Genomic DNA, 23261 nt, shown 5'->3' with positions numbered 1-23261 from the left:
ATTAAAGGGGGAGTTTTAAATTATACTTCTCCCTTAATTGGCTGCTTACCTTATTGGCTTCATCAATAATACTCTCCGGGAAGCCGACGCCTTTTAAAACAGCGATGCCATTTCGGTTTTTGAGCAATCCCTCTTTAATTTTATAATCAAATACCAAGCGGTCATCACCAATCACTTCCTCAAAAGAGAAAACTTTGTAATCGCTGCCCAGTAATTCGGCCAGTTCCAGATCGTGTGTAGATACAAAAACGAAGCTTTGATTGTGGATAAAGTAGCTTAGTACGGCTTTCGCGGCGGCTATCCGTTCAATGGTATTTGTACCCCTGAAAATTTCATCAATGATTACGAGGCTGTTTATGGGTTTGCTGGCAATGGTTTGTGCCACTATATTTTTAACAGCTAATGCCTCGGCCTGGAAATAGCTTTTATTATCGCCCAAATCGTCGGTCATATCAATGCTGGTAAATATTTTGAGCGGAGGAGCCTGGTATACTGTAGCAAAACTGGTGTTAATGGTTTGCGATAGCAAAGCGTTTATAGCAATAGCCCTGATAAAAGTGGTTTTACCCGACATGTTGGAACCAGTTACCAAAATGCCTTGTGTATTATCTATAGCGATAGAATTTGACACGCAGTTTTCAATAAGCGGGTGATAAAGATTTTTAATAATGATATGAGTATTGCCGGTTGTAAGTTGAGGTTTGCAATAATGAGCCGCGCCATCACGTACCGATTGGATGGAAATGGCAACATCAACCTCAGCCACCGCTTCATAAACAACTTTAATGTCACTAAGGTATTTGTTTACCTTGGTGATGGATTTTATAAATACCAGCGGCTCAATAAGCAGGAACATTTTCAGCCATTCGGTAACCAGGTAGTAAATATCGGTAGGGTCAATAGCGGCTTTATTTTGCAGGGTGATATAATTTAACGAATTTTTGAGTTTGCCCATATTAACCATACTGAGGCGGGTATTTTCATTATCCCTGAGCAGGTTGTGGTTCTTAAGCCAATTTGATACCTTGAATAAAACCAACAGCTGCGGTAGCGAATGTGTGTAGTTCAGCATTTGGGTCTTATTGCTGTAATGAATTACTACATTGGCTATCATTAATATCAGCAATAGCAAGAGCATAAACTGGTTAGGAACAATAAAAAGGCTAAATGCCACTCCAATGATCAAAAACGGCGCTATGCTGATATAAAAATTGCCAATTGCCGGAAACATGGAATGATGCGGTTTCTTAAAAAGCTCCGGTAAGTAGTAGGCATCATTGTTCCCTAACTCAGATAATTTAAGCTCGGCCGCCTCTCTCAATTCTTTATCGACGGTGACATTGCCGATCCGCTGTTCAAGCGTTTCAAAATACGCTTCTGAAATTTGCGGGGAGTTTAATTGCTTATATAGATATTGTTGCCCGGGTTTTGAATTGGTACGGTCAATAAATTCAAATACGCTGTCGATGTCAAGGTCGGTGGCCGTATCGGCAGAGATCCCGCTTGAGCCGCCATAAGCTGTAAGGTAGGTGCTGATCGGTTTGAAATTTCTGCTTGTAATTATGGGTTTGCCCCAGCGTTCTTTTATTTCGGTAAGTTTCTTTTTTTGTTGGGCTTTGCTTTTTAAATGGCTTATTAAAATAAATATAAAAGGCAGCAGTATTATAATAATGATCCAGTATATCATGTTTAAGTAGTATTAATAAGCCACTGTGTTTGCTAATTAGATAATACCCGCGTGCAATTGTTTCACCGATACGAAATAATGTTGATCTTACAGTTTCCCCGAATAAACCTTCGTATCGTAATTAATAACGATAACGCCATCCTGCTGAAATTTATCAAAAAGTGCATGCAAATCGTTAATCATTGGCCCGTACCCCTCATCGCCACGTGCAGGCATGTATGATGATGACAGCAGCCTGCCTTTTAATCCTTCAAAATCAAATACCTGTTTATTGGCGAATATTTCCAGTTGAATGGGTTGCGGCTTAAAGAAAGCAGCGATATGTTCGGTATCGATATTGCGATGATCAACCTTTACGTAATCGCGGGCATGTTTTACAATGAGTTCATCATATTCCTGTTCAAAGGCCGATGTTGTTTTTCTTTCATTCCAGATGAGGGCAACAATGCCATCCGGTTTCAGGACCCTTTTAAATTCAGCACAGGTTTTTACGGCCTCAAACCAATGAAAAGCCTGTCCGGCTATAATGGCATTAATGCTATTACTCTCGATGCCGGTATTTTCTGCAGTGCCGTTTTGAGGGATAAAACCGTTATATGAGCCGAGCAGTTCAATAGCTTTTTCGCGCATCTCCAAATTTGGTTCAATGGCAATTACCCGGTAGCCTTTTTTCAGGAACAATGCGGTAGAGATCCCTGTACCTGCACCAATATCGGCAATGAGCTTATCCTGTGTTAAGCCGTAAGCGTCATGTAAAAACTTAACAAGTTCGTCGGGATAGCCGGGACGGTATTTTACATAATCTTCAACCCGGTTGCTGAACCTGGTGGTGCTGTTGGTAACCATAAACGCAATAGTTTTAATTAATAGTAACGCAGCAAAAATCATTGTGTTGTATAAACACTTCGTGAATGCGGGGTTAACAGCTTGTTAATTTGAGAGGTCTTCACGTCTTAAGGGTTCAGGTAATCAATCACATTATCAACCTAATCATCCTGAAATATAAATCAAAAAACCACTTGCATATTAAATTTAATCGCTCTATATTTGCAGTCCTTAAAATAAGTAGAAAAGAATAACAAGCTATACGAGATGGCAAATCATAAATCATCATTAAAAAGAATCAGGGCAAACGCTGCGAAGCGTCTGCGCAACAGGTACCAGGCTAAAACAACCAGGAACGCTATTAAGAAATTAAGAAACACTACTACCAAAGCCGATGCTTCTGCACTGTTGGGTAAAGTGATTTCAATGCTTGACCGTTTAGCTAAAAAGAACGTTATTCACAAAAACAAAGCTTCGAACAATAAATCAAAGCTTACTAAATTTGTTAACGGCTTAAGCTAATCTCAGCTTTTAAAATATACCGAAGGGGATAGTGTACCAACGCTGTCCCTTTTTTTGTTTGGCGCTTTTTCATACTTTAATGCCGTGGAAAACTACGAAAGCAAGATCAGTATTAAATCATGGGCTGAGGAAGATCGCCCGCGTGAAAAACTAAGCGGACAAGGGCGCCGCGCCCTTACCGATGCCGAGCTGATCGCCATCCTTATCGGCTCGGGCAGCCGCACCGAAACCGCGGTTGAACTGAGTAAGCGCATCCTGCGCCATTATGATAACGACCTGAACAAGCTTGGTAAGGCTTCCATAGCCGAATTATCCAAGTTTAAAGGAATAGGGGAAGCCAAAGCTATATCTATTATTGCTGCGCTGGAGATCGGCCGCCGTCGTAATGAATTTGAATCAGGTGCCATTGAGGTGATCACGTCGAGCAGGGATGGGTACAATATTATGCGCCGCCATTTGATGGACCTGAACCACGAGGAATTCTGGATCATACTATTAGGCCGTTCCAACAAAGTATTAGGGAAGGAGCTGATCAGTAAAGGAGGTTTGTCGGCTACGGTATGCGATCCGAAGATCATCTTTTATTCAGCCCTGCAATACCAGGCCAGCGGGCTCATTCTGGTGCATAACCACCCATCGGGTAACCTGAAACCCAGTAACGAAGATATCCAGCTCACTAAAAAAATAAGCGCCGCCGGCCGGATGCTGGACATGGGCGTGTTTGATCATTTAATCATTACCGATGCCGGCTACTTAAGTTTGGCCGATGAAGGGTTGATGTAGTTTCGATTTTAAGATTTGAAAATGAGGCGATTTGAAATTGACCTAACATTTTCAAATCTTCAAATTAGATTAATTTTTAAATAAAATACCTTTTACCTTTCGCCTTTAACCTTTCAGCCTAAATCGTATCTTTGCCGATTATCATTTCGGAATAATGAAAATATCTTATAACTGGCTTAAAGAATTTATTGATACTGATAAAACGCCCCAGGAAATTTCCATCATCCTTACCGGTACCGGTTTGGAAGTTGAAAGCCTGGAAAAGGTACAGGCTGTTCCCGGCGGACTGGAAGGCCTGGTAATTGGCTATGTGAAAGAGTGTGTTGATCATGCCAATTCTGATCACCTGCATGTTACCAAAGTTGATATAGGCGGGGCAGAAGACCTGCAGATTGTTTGCGGTGCTGCTAACGTAGCCGCCGGGCAAAAAGTAGTAGTGGCGGTGGTTGGCTCTACAGTTTATCCAACCAGCGGAGAACCTTTTGCCATCAAAAAATCAAAGATCAGGGGCGAAGAATCTCACGGGATGATCTGTGCCGAGGATGAGATAGGTTTAGGAACCAGTCATGCCGGTATTATGCTATTGCCGGATGATGCTCCTGTAGGTACTCCTGCTAACGAATACTTTAAGCTGAACGACGATTACATGTACGAGATAGGCTTAACCCCTAACCGTGCCGATGCGGCTTCGCATTTAGGTACTGCAAGGGATATTGCCGCTTTCCTGAAAATTGGTATCAATAAGCCCGATGTAAGTGCGTTTAAAGTTGATAATACAAGCCGTACTATAAAGGTTGTAGTGGAGAACGAGCAAGCTTCACCGCGCTATTCTGGCTTAACCATCAGCGGTGTTGAGGTTAAAGAGTCGCCACAATGGTTAAAGGAGCGTTTGGCTGTTATTGGCATCCGTGCTATCAATAACATTGTGGATGTTACCAACTATGTACTGCATGAGCTTGGTCAGCCCTTACATGCTTTTGATGCCGATGAAATAACCGGCGGTAAAGTGTTGGTGAAAAACTATGCTGAAGGCACTATATTTAAAACTTTGGATGATGTTGACAGGAAACTATCTGCCGATGACCTGATGATTGGCAATGCCGAAGAGCCAATGTGCATAGCAGGTGTATTTGGCGGTGCTAAATCAGGTGTTAAAGAATCAACCAAAAATATCTTCCTGGAGAGTGCCTATTTCAATTCTGTATCTGTTCGTAAAACTTCAAAAAGGCATGGTTTAAAAACCGATGCTTCATTCAGGTTTGAGCGTGGTACCGATCCGGACATGACCGTTTTTGCATTGAAACGTGCTGCATTGTTGATTCAGCAGGTGGCAGGTGGTGAGATATCGTCAGAAATCTCCGATCATTACCCAGCACCGGTTGCTCCCTTTGCTGTGGAAATCACCTACAATACCATTGATAAGCTGATTGGTAAAAAGATTGGCCATGATGAGATCAAAGGTATTATCACGGCACTTGATATCAAGATAGTGAATGAAACTGCGGATTCATTATCGTTACAAGTGCCTCCATATCGTGTGGATGTTACCCGCGATGTGGATGTGGTTGAAGAGATCCTGAGGATCTATGGTTATAACAACATCGAGATCCCTACACAGATCAGGGCATCCCTAAATAACTCCATTCGTCCGGAGAAAGATACCGTTCAAAACCAGTTATCTGATTTGCTGAGCGCGAATGGTTTTAACGAGATCCTGGCTAACTCACTTACAAAATCTGCCTATTCGGATAACCTGGATACTGCCGTTAAGATTCTGAACCCACTGAGCAGCGATCTGGATGTAATGCGTCAAACCCTGCTGTATTCTGGTTTGGAAGCTATAGCCTATAATCAGAATCGCCGTAGCTCAGATTTGAAATTTTACGAGTTTGGAAAGGTGTACAGTGTTAAAGATGATAAGTACACCGAAACCCAGCGTTTCAGTATTTTGATCACCGGTGCTAATACTGCCGAGCAATGGAACCAGAAATCAAAACCGGTATCATTCTATAATATCAAGGCTGTGGTTGATGGTGTTTTGCAGCGCCTGGGCATCAGCAACTTTACAGTTGAGGATGCAACGTGTAAAAAAATGTCGTTTGGCATTCAATACATGTTAAATGGTAAGCAATTGGTGAAATTTGGGTCGGTAGCTGCAGCTTCTTTAAAAAAGGCGGATGTTGACAAAGAGGTATTTTATGCTGATTTTAATTTCGACCTTGTGCTGGCAGCTATCCGTAAAAATAAGATCGTTTACCAGGAGGTTTCAAAATTTCCGGCTGTTAGGCGCGATCTTTCTATGTTAATAGACCAAAGCGTATCATTTGGCCAGTTAAAGCAAATTGCCCAGCGTACCGAGCGTAAATTGCTGAAGGAAGTTGATGTGTTTGATGTTTACCAGGGTGATAAGCTGCCTGCAGGTAAAAAATCATATGCTTTGAGTTTTATCATCCAGGATCTGGAAAAAACGTTAACAGATAAGGCAATTGATTCTATTATGCAGAAATTAATTTATAATTTAGGAAAAGAAGCCGGAGCAGAAATTAGAAAATAGTGAATGGTTGATTGGGTGAGTGGTTGATCTGGTAGTTTAACCATTCACTCAATCAACTTAATCAACCAATAACCAAACATGGCCTCATTAGCAGAGCAGTTAAATAAAATTGTAGATAAAACCGAGCGCCTGATTGAACTGTGCGCTGCTTTGCAGGAGGAAAATGACCTTTTAAAACTGGAAAGTGAGGCACTTACGGTAGCTCTGAACGCCAGTAAGGCCAAGACAAAAGAACTGGAAGAAAAATTAAAAGTTGTTAAAGTTGCCAAGTCTTTTTCTGAAACAAATGAAAAAAGTGTTGACATTAAGCAAAAAATTAACGACTTTGTGCAAGAAATAGATAAGTGTATTGTATTATTGAAAAAATAGTACAAAAAGTGAAAAGCTCAAATGGGAGAAATCTCAATAAAAATAAATATTGCTGACCGTGTTTACCCCTTAAAGGTTAACATGGAGGAAGAAGAAATAATACGCAGGGCGGCTAAGCTGATCAACGACCGGATAAAAGAATATCAGGAAAATTATGCGGTTAGGGATAAGCAGGATTTACTTTCAATGTGTGTGCTGCATTACGCAACGTCATCATTGAAGGCAGAAAAGAAAGTTACCGTTGAGGATACAGAGGTGACTGAAAAAGTTTATCATTTAGATCATTTGTTGACCGAATTTTTTTCGAAGTAATAAACGTTCTTTACATAAATATACAAGAGCATATTAAGATTTAACCGCAGTTAAATTTTAGGTTTCACTATTAAAAACTTAACGCTTCAATATTAAGCGGATCAAGAGGCATGCGTTAGTTGCGATTAACGTTAACCAACCCATGGTCCCCAATATCCGGAATGAGGTTTTAAATACATGATACTTAAAAATTAGTTGCGGTTTTTTTATTTACATACATATATAACACCACCAAACCTAAAATGGACATATTACTATACGTCATCATCGGCCTGCTGGCAGGCGCCATCATTGGCGTGCTCATAGGTCGCTTCCTATTATTAAAGCTTTTTAAAGACCAGGAAACATCGGCTCAGAATAAAGTGAAAAAGATCTTAAAAGACGCTGAAAACAATGCCGAGATCCTGAAAAAAAACAAATTGCTTGAAGCTAAAGAGAAGTTTTTACAAATGAAAGCTGAGCATGAGCAGGAAGTAAATAATAAAAACAATGCGGTAAATCAGCGCGAAAATAGTGTTAAACAAAAAGAGCAATCATTAAATCAGCGCCTGGAAAATGTTAACCGCAAGGAGAGCGAACTTGATAACACCCGCAAAAATCTTGAAAAACAAACTGAAATAGTTGTTAAAAAGCAAGACGAGGTAGAGCACCTTAAAAACCAGCACATTCAACAGTTGGAAACCATTGCCGGCCTATCAGCCGAAGATGCCAAAAACCAATTGGTTGATACCCTGCGCGAGGAAGCCCGTACCAAAGCGATGATCCAGATCAAGGATATTGTTGACGAGGCTAAGCTTACTGCTACTAAAGAGGCTAAGAAAATAGTTATCCAAACCATTCAGCGTACTGCTACCGAAAGCGCTATCGAAAACACAGTGTCTATTTTCAATATTGAAAACGACGAGATCAAAGGCCGGATCATTGGCCGTGAAGGGCGTAATATCCGTGCACTGGAAGCCGCAACAGGTATCGAAATCATTGTTGATGATACCCCCGAGGCTATCATCCTTTCAGGTTTTGACCCTGTAAGGCGCGAAATTGCCCGTTTGGCTATGCATCGTTTGGTTACTGATGGTCGTATCCACCCGGCACGTATTGAAGAGGTAGTTGCCAAAACCAAAAAGCAGATAGAAGAAGAAATTGTTGAGATAGGTGAGCGTACTGTAATTGATTTGGGTATTCATGGTTTACACCCTGAACTGATCCGGATGGTTGGCCGTATGCGTTACCGGTCATCCTATGGGCAAAACCTGTTACAGCACTCACGTGAGGTTGCCAACTTCTGTGCTACCATGGCTGCCGAACTTGGCTTGAATGTTAAAATGGCAAAACGTGCCGGCTTGCTGCATGATATTGGTAAAGTACCTGATGATAACCCTGAACTGCCGCACGCTATTTTGGGTATGCAACTGGCCGAAAAATATAAGGAACACCCTGAAGTTTGCAATGCTATAGGTGCCCACCATGATGAAATTGAGATGACCTCAATGTTATCGCCGATAATCCAGGCTTGTGATGCTATATCAGGCGCACGTCCTGGTGCACGCCGCGAGGTTGTTGAAAGCTACATCAAACGTTTGAAAGAACTGGAAGAACTGGCATTGTCATATCCGGGTGTCGAAAAAACGTTCGCTATACAGGCCGGCCGTGAGTTACGTGTTGTGGTAGAGAGCGAAAAGATCAGCGACGCGCAATCAGAAGTTTTGGCTGCTGATATTTCAAACAGGATCCAGACAGAAATGACTTATCCTGGTCAAATCAAAGTTACCGTTATCAGGGAAACCCGTTCGGTAGCATTTGCCAAGTAATCATTATAAAAATTAAACGAAACCCTTTCGGCACAAAACCGAAGGGGTTTTTTATTTTTACAACGTGGCAGCAAAAGCAAATACCAAACAGAAGGCAGCAGTTAAAACTACTGCAAATATTGATGAACGCCCTGTTGATCGTTATTTCAGGGAATATGAAGAAGCTCACCAGGATAGGGTTAACAAAATCATACACTATGTCTGTATCCCAACATTGGCATTTAGTCTCTTTGGGTTGATCTGGGCTATTCCTTTTCCTCATTTAGGCTTTTTAGGAGTCTACAATGGCTATTTTAACTGGGCTTCCTTTGTTATAGCTATTGCCATCTACTTCTATTTAAAGCTATCGCCAATTATATCTTACTTCATCTTATTTATTTTATTAGGGTTTAGTTACGGTATAATGGAACTTGTAGCGTGGCAGCAAGCGGGAGGGCCCATTATGTGGCTATTATGTGTTTCTGCGTTTATTCCTTCTGCAAGCGCGTTACTTATCGGCAATAGCCGTGAGTCGCAGTTTGCAGCAAACGGACTCAACATTAAATCATTAGCCGTAGCGCCCGCATACTTGCTGAACCAATTGCTTAATAAATTGAGAATCAAAAGTTGATTTTAGTATTTACGTATTAAGTATTTGTTAAAATGCTCATTACCGTTGCCCTTTAAATACTATATAATAGGGACATTTTTTAGCTGTGACGAACATAATTGTGTAATTTATCTCCGATAGTGGATAAATAAAAACTTAATAATTCGGCGCATTTGATTTGGTATTTTGTTGATAATCAGTATTTTTCGATTGGCTTTCGGGTGTCTGTGTCAGGTAAAGAAGAAATCATTAAGTAGTTGTTAATATAATAATCTGATGTTAATGTAGAATTAACATTGGTAGGGCAATTTTGTGCAATAAAAATTCACAAATGAAAAAGCTCTACTTTATTATTTTAACACTAATAATTATTGGGGTTGGGGGCGTTGCAAACGCTCAGATCACCACCTCGGTACTTACCGGTAAAGTTACAGATCAAAAAGGTACCACTCTTCCGGGTGTAACCATTACTGTACTTAATACCAGCACAGGTACCAGGTATGGTGCACAAACCAACGGCGAGGGCCGTTTCTCGGTTAATAACATTAACCCGGGTGGCCCTTACACGGTAACCGCTACTTTTATCGGTTATAAAAAAGACGAAAAAAGCGATCTTACCCTTCAGTTAGGTAATGCTACTTTAAACTTTGTATTGCAGGATGCAACTACAACCCTGCAGGAAGTTAAAGTAAAAGCATCTGCTGGTCCGGCTAAAACAGGTGCAAGTACCCGCATTGGTCAAAACCAAATCCGTACTGCTCCCTCAATTAACCGCAGCTTGCAGGATTTAACCAGGAATACCCCTCAAAGTAACAATAACTCATTCCAGGGTACCAACTACCGTTATAACAACGTAACACTTGACGGTGCTATCAATAACGACGCGATCGGTTTCAGCCCATCATTAGGTGGTCAGAACAATGCGTCAGGCCAGGTAGGCAGCAGTACCCGTACAAGTCCTATTTCTCTTGATGCTATCCAGGACATCCAGGTGTATGTTGCCCCTTATGATATTAAAATCGGTAACGTATTAGGCGGTAGTATCAATGCTGTAACCCGCAGCGGTACAAATGATTTTAGCGGTGCTGTTTATGGTTATGGTCGTGGCTCATTCATGGTTGGCGCTAACAATGCCAAAGCTGCGTTAGGTGGCGACGGATCAAAGCTTAACGATTTTCATGATTACCAGGCCGGTATCCGTTTAGGTTTCCCTATCATTAAAAACAAATTATTCTTCTTCACTAACGAAGAAATTGCCCGCAGGCAGGATCCTGTTATCCGTGGTTTGGATAAAAACGGATCTCCAAATATTCTTAGCAAAGAGGATGGCGACAAGCTTACAGAAGCATTCATAAAATACACTACTGATGCCGCGCATCCAAAGGGTATTGATCCTGGTACTTATAACAACACTACGATCTTCTCAAATTCGAACAAATTCTTTAACCGTTTGGATTGGAATATCGATGATCACAACCAGTTAACTATCCGTAACAATACCATCAGCTCAAAAGCTACTAACTTAGAGCGTGATCAGCAAAACTTCCGCTTCAGTGGTATTGACTATACTTCACATAACAACTCAACTTCAACTGTTGCAGAGTTGAAATCAAGGTTTAACGGTGACTTGAGCAATAGTTTGGTTCTTGGTTATTCTGCAGTTCATGATTACCGAGATCCTAACAGAGATCCTTCATTACCACAGATCGAAATTACCGGCCGTACGCCAGGTACAACCATATTTATGGGTACAGATCGTGAAGCCGCTATTTTTGATATGCACCAAAAAACAGCTGAGTTTACTGATAACTTAACCTGGACAAAAGGCAAGCATACCTTTACTTTTGGTACGCACAACGAATTTTATAATATCACTTATAATTTTGTTAACGCCTGGAATGGTCGTGTTGCATATAAGAAAATTGACGATTTTATTGCCAACGCTCCATCGCGCGTACGTGTTAACTATAATTACACAGATAACACACGCGATTATATCTTAAACAATCCATCTGCTAAATTTAAAGTTAACCTGTTTAGCTTATATGGTCAGGATGAGATCCAGTTAACTGACAATTTCAAATTAACTGTAGCCTTACGTGCTGATTATGCTGACGTGCCAAATAAACAACCTTTGAGCAGTAAAACAACTAATGCTCCGGTTGATCCAAACTATGGTACCACATATACGTATACCAAACCTAAAGACATCAAACAAAATTACCTGGGTAATATAGAGTGGAACCCACGTGTATCATTTAACTATGACGCCAACGGCGATCAAAGCGTTATTTTGCGCGGTGGTAGCGGTTTCTTTACCGGTCGTGTCCCGTTTGCATGGTTTGGCTACGCGTTTTATAATAACGGTGCTACTTATGGTGCTTATGATAAATCAACCCAGGCACCTCTTACAAACCCTGTAAAATCTTCTCCAAACGGCGGTTTAGGTTATGTAAATCAAAATGCCGCTTTCCAGAATTTTGATCCGTCATCTGCTGGTGCTACACAGGTGGATATGATCGATAACAATTTCAAAATGCCGCAGGTATGGAGAAGCAGTTTAGCTGTTGATTATACTACTGATAACCAATGGAAATTTACTGCCGAAGGTATTTATACCAAAGTTATCCATGACTTGAAATTTCAGCAGACAAATACTAAGGATAGTGTAACTTATTATCCTTACGATACTCAGCATTTGCAACCGATATTTATCAATCAAAAAATAAATTCGAAATACACCAACGCTTATTTGTTATCAAACACCAGCGAAGGTTATCGTTACAGCGCAACTGCACAGGTTGCTAAATTTACCCAGTTTGATCCGCAAAATGCATTAAACTTCTCGGTTGCATATACTTATGGTCACTCGAAAGATGTTACCAATGGTATCCGTAACTCAATGGAATCAAACTGGCAATTAAACCAGGCTTTAAATCCTAATAGCCCAGGTTTAGCCAACTCAAACTTTGACATTCGTCATCGCATCGTATCAAACGTAAACTTTAAGCATGATTGGGATGCCGGTCATAATTATACAGCCAATTTCACTTTCTTCTTCAGTGCGCAAAGCGGTAACCCATACACCTGGGATACATATCCAAGCGCTATCGATGGAACAGGTCAGCAATTAAGCTTAGCTTACATTCCAAACAAAGGCGAAACAATTAAATTAATGGCCGATAAAGTTAGCTCAGGTCAGGTTGTCGAAACAGCTGCTCAACAAGCAGCCAATTTCGATGCGTACATCGATGCTGATAAATATTTAAGCTCACGTCGTGGTAAATTCACTGAACGTAACGCTGCCTTTACACCTTGGAATAATCAATTAGATTTCCGCTTTACTCAGGACTTTAAATTTGGTAATGGTAAACACAAACAGATGATCACATTTACTTATGACATCATCAATCTTACCAATTTATTGAATAAGAGCTGGGGACAATATTACTTCTCAGCAAACACATTCAACTCTTCAGCAAGTGTTGGTTTAACACCAGTAAGCAAACTGCCTGGAGCATCCGGCGGCCCTGCTTTTGTTAAAAACGGTAATGTTGCATCATACCCAACTTACAACTTCACTAACCCTGGTATACCATATTCTGTTGATTTGTTCGCTTCACGCTGGCAAATGCAGTTTGGTGTACGCTACAGCTGGTAATTGTAAAACAAAATACAGTTATAGCAAAAAATTACAAAGCGCCTTGTCGGTATCCGGCAGGGCGCTTTTTTTATTAAATATTATATTCATTTGCGGCAATGCAATTAGTTGCAAATGTTGTTTCTTTGCACCAAACTTTATCACAACGTAATGTATATTATTCTTAGCGGGGATTCCCGGCTTTCTATTACCGCGGCGGTATGTCGCGGTGTATTCATGTCTTTTATTTTTTTGTTAATTAGCTGCGGCGATGCAAAAGCACAGCGTTTTTTTAGGGATAACTATGATGATCCGACAAGTGGCATCGGTGTTAATATAGCCTATGATGCCCCGGTTGGTAATTTGCAGTACACTTATAAACCGGCAATTAATTATGGTTTAAACTATTACAAATTTGAAGATGATTTCACCATCACCGCTGGTATTGGTTACCGCATCTACAAGCCTAAGCAGGATGTTTTTTATTATGCTGTTGGGGATAACGATTATGGAACGATCACTTATTCTGATTTCAGGAGTTACATGGGGTACATTGGGGGAGCCTATAATATTGAAGTAGCCGAAGGTTTTAAATGTTTTGGAGGCTTTAACTTTGGTTTGTACATAACAAAATTCAGCTTGCATTCGGTTGATGCTTTGCGCGACGCCACAACGGTAATAGACGGCGAGCAGGAGATCTATATCGCTCCAAAGCTGGGCCTTGCAATTGATCTCAGCGATGATCTTCAATTGAATTTGCAGGGGGCCTATAACGTATTTGCCACTACCGGAAAAAAAAGATGGAATGATAGGGTGGGCACGATTTATTCATCATTCACAATTGGTTCGGGCATAATCTTTAAGTTTTAAGTATTAAAAAAAATATATTATATACTGGTTTTTTTTGCAATGTATGCAGTTAACAGCTGCCAAAAAGGTCCTTATCCCTACATTACTGTAGACCAAGCCAAGCAAATAGACAGCGTGAGGCACCCCGCGGTGCAAAACGTTGCGTTTATATACAATAATGAAGTTTATTTTGTAGCTGATTTTCCGGGTAAGGCGCTGCGCATAACAAATTCGGGCGGGGGCAAAAAATTTGTAAAAAGCTCACATGATCATACCAAATTCGCATACTTAAGCAGCGGAAGTGTAATAGAAATAATCGACCGGACAGGTAAGGTTATAACTGCACTGACGAATTATAAGGACGTGCGAAATTTTGATTGGAGTGTAGATGATAAAACATTATACATAGTAAATGGCGAAGATATAGTTTTTTATGGCCCGGCTTTAAAGGTGCCTTCCATAACCTACGAGGGTGGATACTATGATTTTATATCGGCAGCGATTTCTGATAAAGGTGATTTTGCTTATATATTGAAAAAGTACAACTTTTCGGCGCTTGACCAATATGAAGTTGTGATTAAGCCCGCCAACGGCGGTACAATGAAGATATTTAAAGACGATAATAACGATTTCCCGATGGCATATATCAATTTCGCCGCCAACGGTAATGATATGATGCTTGGTTTCAGAGAGCTTCATTCCGGAACTGATGATCTGGACAAAGTTTATTTGTTTGATGGGCTAAGTGCTTATTCTACTGTAAAAATGGGCGCTACCAGCTCACGGTATAGTACACCTGTTTATAATAGTAAGGTGCAGTATCTGCTTTGGGGTATTGATAACGATCAGGATAAGCATCAAATAGTGGCTACTTATCTGAAAGATGACGTACCTGATAACAATAAAATCCTTGCTGATTACGATGGGGTACAGTATCTCGATTGGAAATAAAGAAACGAGGATGCGGATTATTTTTGCGCCCTCGTTTTTCGTTACCTGAAGACATCTTTAGCCTGTAAACAGTAAACTGGGATGGCAGTTTGGTTGCCTCAGATAACTCGCATTACCACTGGAACACAAAAAATGCCGCTGCAAAATCTGAAACGGCATTAATAGGTTTGATGTAAATTTGGCTACTACAAGTTTTTACCAAGCTTATCCAGTATATCCTGCGGTACTTTTTCAAGATCGAGTACCAGGAAACCGTCAAGGCAGTCGGCAAATTTAGGGTCGATGTTGAAGCTGATGATCTTAGCGTTAAGGGCAATGTATTGACGGAGCAGTACAGGTACTTTCATATTGCGGGTTTCTACTTCCGATATCAGGTTGTCGAGACCTTTAAAGCTGTCTTCACCGGCCATAAGCAGGTCGGTATCAATTTTGGCAAAATCAACCTTGAATTTTTTGCGTGGTTTAACATACTGCGCCATTTCATGGTCAAAGTGGTTGCGGTTAATATAATCGACAATAAGCGATTTGGAAAACTTAGAAAAGGAGTTACTGATACTTACCGGGCCTATCAGGTAGCGGTACCTGGGGTTATCTATCAGGAATTTAAGGATGCCTTTCCAAAGTAAAAACAGCGGAAGCGGTTTAGTCTGGTATTCTTTGCGGATCCATGAGCGGCCCAGTTCAAGGCTGCGGCGTAACACTGGTATAAACTGGGTTTTAAGTTTAAACAGCTCATTTACGTAAAAGCCCTTTTTGCCTACGCTGTAAAATATCTCGTCGCCCAAACCAATGCGGTAAGCGCCTACAATCCGTTTGGCTTCAAAATCCCAGATGAACAGGTGATGATAATAAATATCATATTCATCAAGGTCGATAGCTTTGTTTGTACCTTCACCAACCTCGCGGAAAGTGATCTCGCGTAGCCTGCCTATTTCCCGTATCACATTAGGGATGGTTGACGTCGGAACGATGAACACCTCGTAGTTCTTCTCAGTCCAAACTTTATAGGTTTCGCGCAGCGGTTCAATTTCTTTCTCAAGAATGGCGCTATCTATTTCAGGAGAAACCTCTTCGGCTTCGCGTTTAATTTTAAACAGGTTTCGCGGGTTGAAGATCTTTTTTTCCTCTTCCAAACCTGTGCCTAAAGCATAGGTACGGGCGCGTAAAAAGTTGAGCAGTTTGGCACTGTTGGTATAGTCGGGGATATCGGTCACATTAATGGGTTTCCCAATGCGCAGCTTAATAGTATGCCCATGTTTGTTAAATAACTCTGACGGTAATTTTGCCGTACGCAGGGTAGGGTGCAGCAAGCTAAGAAAGTTAAATAACAGGCCATTATTGCCGTGGAAATAAATAGGCACCACCGGGACTTTGGCTTTGGCAATGATCTTACCTACAACCGGGTGCCACATACGGTCGGTCACCTGTTTTTGTTCTACCTTAAAGGTTGATACCTCGCCGGCCGGGAAAATACCTATCGGGGTGCCTTGGTTTAACAGCTCAAGGGTGTTTTTTAGGCCGCTTATGCTTGATGAATGTTCAACATTTTCAAAAGGGTTTACCGCTATAAAATAGTCGGCAAGGTTGGGGATTTTTTTAAGCAGGAAGTTGGCCATCAGCTTTGAATCGGGGCGGGCCATGCACAGGATTTTTAATAACACCATACCCTCAATACCTCCGTAAGGGTGATTGGCAATAGCTATAAAGGCTCCGTCTTTAGGTATGTTGCGGAGCTCACGCTCATCAAACTCAACATCAATACCACAACCTTCTAATATGGCATCAACAAAGTCGGGGCCTTGCTTGGGCTGTGCCTGGGCAAACAGGTCATTAACCTGGTTTATTTTCATTAGCTCCATCAATAAAGCGGCCAGGCCCGGCATTTTCAACTTATCCAGTTTGGTGGCTTTGGCAAACTCTTCGGTGGTTATAACTTTCATTGTTTTTTATAGCAGTATGTTTTAACAAATAAATATCCTAAATTTTTATTTAATTTAACGCCTGGAACATATCATAAATGAGGCCGCAAATTAAAAACTACCTGTCTGTCACAAAAAAAGAGTGGAACGGAATGGTAGTGTTGATTATTTTAATTGCAATAGTTTTGCTGGCCCCCTATATGTTTCAGGCAAACCACAAAGATAATATAATAAATTTTAAGGCTTTTAATAAAGCGATAACCGATTCCGATAAAACGGGCGATCTCCCGGCAAAGGATGAAGTTTTTGCGGGTAATCGCAATGTCCGTTCTGCTACACTCTTTCAATTTAATCCCAATAACTTACCCCTTGCAGGTTGGGTAAAACTTGGTCTTACTGAGCACCAGGCACAGGTAATTAAGCATTATGAAGAAAAGGGCGGGAGGTTTTTAACTAAAGGCGATGTAAAAAAAATGTACAGCATCAGCCCGGCGGCGTACAAACGCCTTGAGCCGTATATTAACCTGCCCGATGGCCCTGCTTATCACACAAATAAAGCCAAACCAGGCGAAGTGATAGAGATCAACACGGCTGATTCAGCGAGGCTTACCATGATCAGGGGAATAGGCCCCGCATTTGCCCGGCGTATTGTCCATTACCGGGAGCGGATAGGCGGGTTTTACAATAAAGAACAGTTGAAGGAGGTTTATGGCATTGATAAGGAAAAGTACGGCCAGATTGAAACCGGTATTGCGGTTGATGGCAAACATATCATTAAGGTGAACATCAATACGGCTACCTTTAATGAACTTAAGCGCTTCCCCTATCTCAGCTACAAACAAATGGATGCTATTGTAGCTTATCGCGATGAGCACGGTAACTATAGTGCCCTGAACGACCTGAAAAATATTGCAATACTTAATGACGGAATTTTGCGTAAAATTGGGCCTTATTTAGTTTTCAAATGATAGCCCAGCAAATTAAAGCAGCCATAAGGGATATTCCCGATTTCCCGAAACCGGGAATTGTTTTTAAAGATATCACGCCCATACTGAAAGACCCGGGATTATGCGAAAGCATCATCGATGCTTTTGTTGAACAATTGCAGGGAACCCGGATTGATGCGGTGGCCGGTATCGAAAGCAGGGGCTTCTTGTTTGGGCTTACGCTTGCAACCAAATTAGGGGTGCCGTTTGTACCCGTGCGCAAAGCAGGTAAGCTGCCTTTCACTATAAAACAAAAAGCTTATAAGCTGGAGTACGGCACCGCCACCATCGAGCTGCATACCGATGCCTTTGAACCCGGTCAACATATATTACTTCATGACGATTTGCTGGCTACCGGTGGTACAGTAACTGCGGCCAGCGAGCTTATCAGGGAAATGGGCGGTATAGTTGCCGGTTTTTCCTTTGTAGTGGGGCTTGGTTTTTTGAATGGTAAAGAAAGGATTACGCCTATTTGTGATAAGCTGATAGTGCTGGCGGATTATTAAGCCGTAACAAAATGGGGTATCCATTTTGTTGATTCTTTGTCGGAGGGCATGGACAACGATTGTCCTGCTTACAGTTGCGGGCCTGTGCGGGGGCGCGTTAGATTGCAGTGAAAAGCCCGCAGTGTGCGGAGGCTTTTGCAATGGGAACGGGAGGACTTGCAACGGAAAGCCCGGGCCGCAGGCAACGCCCATGTTATAAAGTTAATCGAAATAACACGCTCAATAATCAGCGACTTACAAATTGTAATTATCAATAAGCCAAACTAAAAAGCCTGCTCTTGTAAGTAGGGATTACTTTGCCGTTCCTCAACTTCTTATTTGTTTTCAAACTAACAGTAAGGATTATTTCTGCAACGTTTGATATTTATTCCCATTCGCAGGGTCGAGCTTTAAAAATAGGTTCATGGCGGTTAACCGTTCCTGGTTATCGGCCTTGCTATAAATGGAAACCAGTTCATCACTTTTTGCTGTGTAAAATATAAGCGGAAGCATCGCGCCCACACGTTGCCGGTCTATTTGCTGTAGTAAAGGTAGCAGGGCATCAATAGCTTTGCGACCTTTGCTCACATTATCGGCCATCAGATCGAGGCCGTTGCGGTGATAATCATACAAAAAGCTGCGCAGCGGATTATATAGTTTATTATTCAGGTTTTCGGATAACCAGTAGCGGTTTACATTGCCATCAAAGGCTTTCCAACCACCGTATGATGATGTTTGCGCATTGGTTACGATGGTCTGTGCAGCTAAAAAATATGGCGTGCCTCCAAACTTTGAAAACGTGTCATAATCAAGGCCGATAATAATGTTGGCGTAAAAAGCCATGATCGAACTTAAATTTCCCTGAAAATTTTGATCGGTATAGTCAATGGTCTGACCCTCGGTATAACTAAAGCTAATATCTTTATCATTAAGATTTAACAGGGTGGAGGTGTATGATGTGCCATAAACCGGCCGGGATGATTGTACCTGCAGTTCGCCGGTAAAATTACTGCTGCCATCCCAGTTGGTAATGTTCAGCACAAAATTGCAATCTATTCTCTCCTGCGGCAAAATTGGATCAGCACTCCATTTGCGGCCGTTCAGGAAATCCTTCATGGCAGTTTCCAACGTTTGAAAAACGCGCTTATTCGCAACCTGTATCTTGGGCGATAACACTTGTATACGTGCATTCAGGTCCTGGGCTACAGTTCGGCAGCAAAGAAACATCAGCAAAGTACAAAGCAGCAATTTTTTCATCCGTTTATCAGTTGGGCAACTCTATTGCAAATATCGCGGGCTACCGCTTCCTTGCTTTTCAGGTCGAAAGTAGTTTTCTTAAGCTCACGATCAATAATGGTTATTTTATTGGTATCGCCTGCAAAACCGGCACCCGCGTCATTGAGCGAATTTAGTACAATAAAGTCGAGATTTTTCTTTTGCAGCTTGGTTATCGCGTTCATTTCCTCATCGTTGGTTTCCAAAGCAAAACCAACCAATATTTGTCCTTCGCGCTTAGCCTCGCCAAGAGTTTTTAATATATCAGTGGTTTTCTTCAATTCTATGCGGAGATCGTCGTCTCTTTTCTTGATCTTTTGAGTGGCAACATCAGCCGGGGTATAATCGGCAACGGCAGCGCTCATAATGCAAGCCTTCGCATCGCCATAAGCGGTTAAGCAGGCCTCTAACATTTGTGCCGCCGAAATAACATTAACCCGTTTTATATTTTGCTGCTTGCTGATTTGCGCAGTAGGACCGGTCACTAAAGTAACTTCGGCCCCCATCAAGGCCAGTTCATCTGCGATAGCAAACCCCATTTTGCCCGACGAATGGTTGCCGATAAACCGTACAGGGTCTATAGCTTCATAAGTTGGCCCGGCGGTTACTAGTATTTTATGACCGGCTAAACGGAGTTTTTTTTTTGATTCAGCTTCCAGGAAAGCAACAATTTCTTCAGGTTCGGCCATCCGGCCTTCACCATGCAAACCGCTGGCAAGTTCGCCGTTACCGGGCGGAATCATGATGTTATCAAATGATTGCAGCCTGCTTACGTTTTGGCGGGTCGCCGGGTGCAGCCACATATCCAGGTCCATAGCCGGAGCAAAATAAACAGGGCACTTGGCCGAAAGATATACCGCGCTAAGCAGGTTATCGCAAAGGCCGTTAGCCATTTTAGCAAGGGTGTTGGCCGTGGCGGGGGCAATAACCATCATATCAGCCCAAAGCCCAAGTTCAACATGGTTGTTCCATTCGCCGGTATCAGCCTTAAAATAATCAACCAGCGCCGGGTTTTTTGAAAGCGTTGAGAGTGTAAGCGGTGTAATAAAGTTGGCGGCATCGGCAGTCATCACCACTTTAACGTTAGCGCCTGCTTTAACCAGCAGCCTAACCAGCAGTGCCGATTTGTAGGCTGCAATACTGCCGCAAACTCCTAAAACAATGTTTTTGTCTTTAAGCATAAGCTCAGATCCGCCAATAGGCGAAAGGATAAATATAGGCTAAAATAGAAAAAACTCCCGATAGGGGAGTTTTTCACGATATAAATAAATTTCCGAAGCTGCTTTTTTAGGAGCCGGGAGACTAAACTTCTTTAGTTGGGTTACGGTAGTATACTTTACCATCTAAAAATTCCTGAACGGCAACTAATGACGGTTTAGGCAATTTTTCGTAGTATTTTGAAATTTCAATTTGCTCACGGTTCTCAAACACTTCTTCAAGGTTATCATTTGATGATGCAAATTCAGAAAGTTTCTGGTGAAGCTCTTCTTTAATGTTGTTTGAGATCTGGTTTGCCCTTTTTGACATAATCACAAGCGACTCATAGATGTTCTCTGTTTTGGTATCCAGCTCGCGTAAATCGCGGGTTACAGTGCTGCTGGCTGCTGCTGGTTTATTACTGTTGTTAGCTGTCATATCTTAATTTAAACTCTTTAATATATCTTAATTAATATGGTATTTTTTGCGGCTGATTTTTTTCAGATGGCGATGTTGTTGTTACAGTATCTTTCTTTAAAAGTTTCTTAGCGGTTTTTTCATTGCTCATTGCTTCGGCAATTAAACGCTGCGCCTGTTTTATGCCCTGCTGGCTGTCTTTTACATATGCCTGAGTTTCGTGCAGGTATTTACTGTTCGGATATTTTTCGGCAAACTGGTCGGCATAAGCTATAGCCTGGTTAAAACGGTCTTCCTGTTTGGTTTCAAAGCTATGATAAGCATACTGATATTGCGCTTTAACAATAAGGTATTCCATTTCTTCGCCATATTTGGTATCAGGATAGTCGCGCAGTGCATTGTTGAACGCAATTACTGCCGATTGATAATCGCTGATGGTTAAATAAAGTTTGGCGTTGGCATAAGCTTTGGTTTCCAGTTTGTCACGCAGGTTCTGGATCAGCTTGCTGGCCTCGGCTACACGGTCGCTTTTGGGATAAAGGTTAATAAACAACTGCAAAGCGTCGATAGCTTTTAACGTATTGTCCTGGTCAAGCGAATATATCGGCGAATCAAGGTAGTAGCAATAAGCAGAGAAAAAGCGGCATTCCTCAGCCCTTGGGCTTGAAGGATAGGTATCGGCGAACGTTTTAAAATGATATCTTGCCGATGTATAATCTTTTTGTTTGTAATACGTAAACGCGTAGTAATAAAAGAGGTCTTCTGCCCCTTCACGGCCACGGTATCGCTCCACCAATACCTCAAATAAACCTAAAGCTTTGTTATAGTCCTTTTTATTATAGTACTTAATAGCTTCCTGGTATTTTTTAGCGTAATCGTTACTGGCTTTTAACTTTTCGTATTTGCTTTTACAACTGCCAAGCGTAATAATTACGATAGCTAAAACACTGGCTAATAACGTTAGTTGCTTTTTAAACATTCTGCAAAGATAGTTAATAATATAAATCAATCAATTTTTATTTAGCTGCTAATATATAACGACGCTTTGGCTCGATGCCTATATATAAAGCGTATTTAACATCTTTTAACTATTGCGGGTTTTGATGTGGTGTACTTGCTAAACTAATAGGATTAAAATGGTTGTTTCTTATATGATGAAGGTCGGTTTTTGAAAGTTTCATTAAGCGGAAAGCTATATGGTCTGGGCGATGTTAATGATGTATTCAGTGAGATTGATTGCGAATGCTTCGTGTTTCAATAATATTAAATGGCGACACCAAGCCATATACAGAACAAAAGGTTTTACTTATAAATCTCTCTAAGTAATTTGATAATGACATTGGATGGTGATACGGCCAGCTTTAGTAAATAACAGAAAATAAAAGTATATAAATTAAAGAATCGGCCGGCTGCACCAGAGGTGCAAAAGGTTTGCAGCGAAAAAAATATTTTGGTGCGCCGGCGGCACACAACTGCAGTTTGGTTAAGCATCATGCTGGTGGTAGTGAATGTTGCTTGATTTCAGCTTTACTATTAAATAAGATTTGGGCTTTGCCTTTGGCCGTGCTATCCGCTCATACACCTGCAGGCATTACGCTCACAGGCTGGTATCCGCTTCAATCCATAACGTGGATACTACGTTAGTAACGCGCTTTCGTTAATATTTACTTCCCGTCTAACCCAAACTAATAATGTATATATAGTAATGGAGCTCCAATGTCAGTGTATCCATAGTTTGAGCGTGTATTATTAGTATAAAAGCGTTGCACTATGTAATAATAGAAAGATAGGGTATACCTATTAGAGTTGTTTTTGGCTCGGAGTGGCTTATTATATATAGTATAAACAAATGGTAAACGATAGTTTGGAAGCGGGTAGGAGTAGAAATAAAGAGCGTAGGAAAGTTTTTAAACGAGAGTTTTAAACTTTTTCTTATTGAAAAATAGGGAGTTAGAGGAAGATAGGAGAAAATAGGTAGAAATAATTTGGAGAAGGCGTAAAAGTGGCTACCTTTGCAGCCCGCAAACGAGGAAGTGAGTTAGCGGGTTAGTACATTAAAAGGATAGAAAAGTAAAGGAAAAAAAGATTGAAAA

General features: G+C 41.3%; 19 protein-coding genes. 12 read left to right on the top strand and 7 right to left on the bottom strand.

The features are described 5' to 3' along the window. Position 1: 1 nt before the first annotated feature. Together IEX80_RS23925 and IEX80_RS23920 are read right to left on the bottom strand one after the other, a co-directional pair. Positions 2–1687, bottom strand: a complete 1686-nt coding sequence (locus IEX80_RS23925; protein ID WP_188834389.1) for a MutS-related protein — start codon at positions 1685–1687, stop codon at positions 2–4. 87 nt (positions 1688–1774) lie between these two features. After that, entirely contained in the window at positions 1775–2533 is a 759-nt protein-coding gene (locus tag IEX80_RS23920; protein ID WP_188834388.1) for a class I SAM-dependent methyltransferase, read from the bottom strand. 246 nt (positions 2534–2779) lie between these two features. Between IEX80_RS23920 and rpsT the strand changes: the two genes are divergently transcribed. From rpsT to IEX80_RS23870, 10 genes are all read left to right on the top strand, one after another. After that, positions 2780–3034, top strand: coding sequence for a 30S ribosomal protein S20 (gene rpsT, locus IEX80_RS23915; protein ID WP_090529771.1), 255 nt, complete (start codon positions 2780–2782; stop codon positions 3032–3034). An 84-nt stretch (positions 3035–3118) separates the two neighbouring features. Then, the gene (radC, locus tag IEX80_RS23910; RefSeq protein WP_129571679.1) at positions 3119–3817 is read left to right on the top strand and encodes a RadC family protein; all 699 of its coding nucleotides are present in this window, start codon (positions 3119–3121) and stop codon (positions 3815–3817) included. Between the two features lie 154 nt (positions 3818–3971). After that, positions 3972–6371 (top strand): phenylalanine--tRNA ligase subunit beta, encoded by a 2400-nt coding sequence (gene pheT, locus IEX80_RS23905; protein ID WP_188834387.1) that lies wholly within the window; start codon positions 3972–3974, stop codon positions 6369–6371. Between the two features lie 78 nt (positions 6372–6449). Further along, positions 6450–6740 (top strand): hypothetical protein, encoded by a 291-nt coding sequence (locus IEX80_RS23900; protein WP_090529765.1) that lies wholly within the window; start codon positions 6450–6452, stop codon positions 6738–6740. Positions 6741–6761: 21 nt separating this feature from the next. Next, positions 6762–7052 carry a cell division protein ZapA gene (locus IEX80_RS23895; RefSeq protein WP_090529762.1) on the top strand — a complete coding sequence of 97 codons (291 nt, stop codon included), beginning with the start codon at positions 6762–6764 and terminating at the stop codon, positions 7050–7052. Between the two features lie 242 nt (positions 7053–7294). Further along, entirely contained in the window at positions 7295–8860 is a 1566-nt protein-coding gene (gene rny, locus IEX80_RS23890) for a ribonuclease Y (protein ID WP_090529759.1), read from the top strand. 64 nt (positions 8861–8924) lie between these two features. Then, positions 8925–9470 carry an Mpo1-like protein gene (locus IEX80_RS23885; protein ID WP_188834386.1) on the top strand — a complete coding sequence of 182 codons (546 nt, stop codon included), beginning with the start codon at positions 8925–8927 and terminating at the stop codon, positions 9468–9470. Between the two features lie 310 nt (positions 9471–9780). Then, positions 9781–13110, top strand: a complete 3330-nt coding sequence (locus IEX80_RS23880; RefSeq protein WP_176625013.1) for a TonB-dependent receptor — start codon at positions 9781–9783, stop codon at positions 13108–13110. A 150-nt stretch (positions 13111–13260) separates the two neighbouring features. Continuing rightward, positions 13261–13959, top strand: a complete 699-nt coding sequence (locus tag IEX80_RS23875; RefSeq protein WP_188834385.1) for a hypothetical protein — start codon at positions 13261–13263, stop codon at positions 13957–13959. A gap of 39 nt (positions 13960–13998) precedes the next feature. Then, positions 13999–14889: a hypothetical protein gene (locus tag IEX80_RS23870; protein ID WP_188834384.1), complete on the top strand. Its 891-nt coding sequence runs from the start codon at positions 13999–14001 to the stop codon at positions 14887–14889. Between the two features lie 185 nt (positions 14890–15074). Here IEX80_RS23870 and IEX80_RS23865 read toward each other — a convergent pair whose 3' ends face one another. After that, positions 15075–16829, bottom strand: a complete 1755-nt coding sequence (locus IEX80_RS23865; RefSeq protein WP_188834383.1) for a bifunctional lysophospholipid acyltransferase family protein/GNAT family N-acetyltransferase — start codon at positions 16827–16829, stop codon at positions 15075–15077. Between the two features lie 77 nt (positions 16830–16906). Here IEX80_RS23865 and IEX80_RS23860 point away from each other — a divergent pair, with 77 nt between their 5' ends. Both IEX80_RS23860 and IEX80_RS23855 read left to right on the top strand, forming a co-directional pair. After that, positions 16907–17776, top strand: a complete 870-nt coding sequence (locus IEX80_RS23860; RefSeq protein ID WP_188834382.1) for a ComEA family DNA-binding protein — start codon at positions 16907–16909, stop codon at positions 17774–17776. Beyond that, entirely contained in the window at positions 17773–18300 is a 528-nt protein-coding gene (locus IEX80_RS23855) for an adenine phosphoribosyltransferase (protein WP_188834381.1), read from the top strand. The genes IEX80_RS23860 and IEX80_RS23855 overlap by 4 nt, the downstream gene beginning before the upstream one ends. Positions 18301–18642: 342 nt before the next feature. On the opposite strand, the gene porD is transcribed toward IEX80_RS23855, so the two are convergent. From porD to IEX80_RS23835, 4 genes are all read right to left on the bottom strand, one after another. Beyond that, complete coding sequence (gene porD, locus IEX80_RS23850; protein ID WP_090529741.1) at positions 18643–19536, bottom strand: type IX secretion system protein PorD; 894 nt, start codon at positions 19534–19536, stop codon at positions 18643–18645. Then, a complete protein-coding gene (coaBC, locus tag IEX80_RS23845) occupies positions 19533–20735 on the bottom strand; it encodes a bifunctional phosphopantothenoylcysteine decarboxylase/phosphopantothenate--cysteine ligase CoaBC (protein WP_090529738.1) in 1203 nt (400 codons plus the stop codon). The genes porD and coaBC overlap by 4 nt, the downstream gene beginning before the upstream one ends. 121 nt (positions 20736–20856) lie before the next feature. Further along, positions 20857–21189: a DNA-directed RNA polymerase subunit omega gene (locus tag IEX80_RS23840; RefSeq protein ID WP_090529735.1), complete on the bottom strand. Its 333-nt coding sequence runs from the start codon at positions 21187–21189 to the stop codon at positions 20857–20859. Positions 21190–21220: 31 nt separating this feature from the next. Beyond that, on the bottom strand, positions 21221–22147 hold the full coding sequence (locus IEX80_RS23835; protein WP_090529732.1) for an outer membrane protein assembly factor BamD: 927 nt from the start codon (positions 22145–22147) through the stop codon (positions 21221–21223). Positions 22148–23261: the final 1114 nt, after the last annotated feature.

Source organism: Mucilaginibacter rubeus, from assembly GCF_014643835.1.
GTDB classification, from domain to species: domain Bacteria; phylum Bacteroidota; class Bacteroidia; order Sphingobacteriales; family Sphingobacteriaceae; genus Mucilaginibacter; species Mucilaginibacter rubeus.
This window is presented reverse-complemented; position numbering and strand designations above follow the sequence as displayed.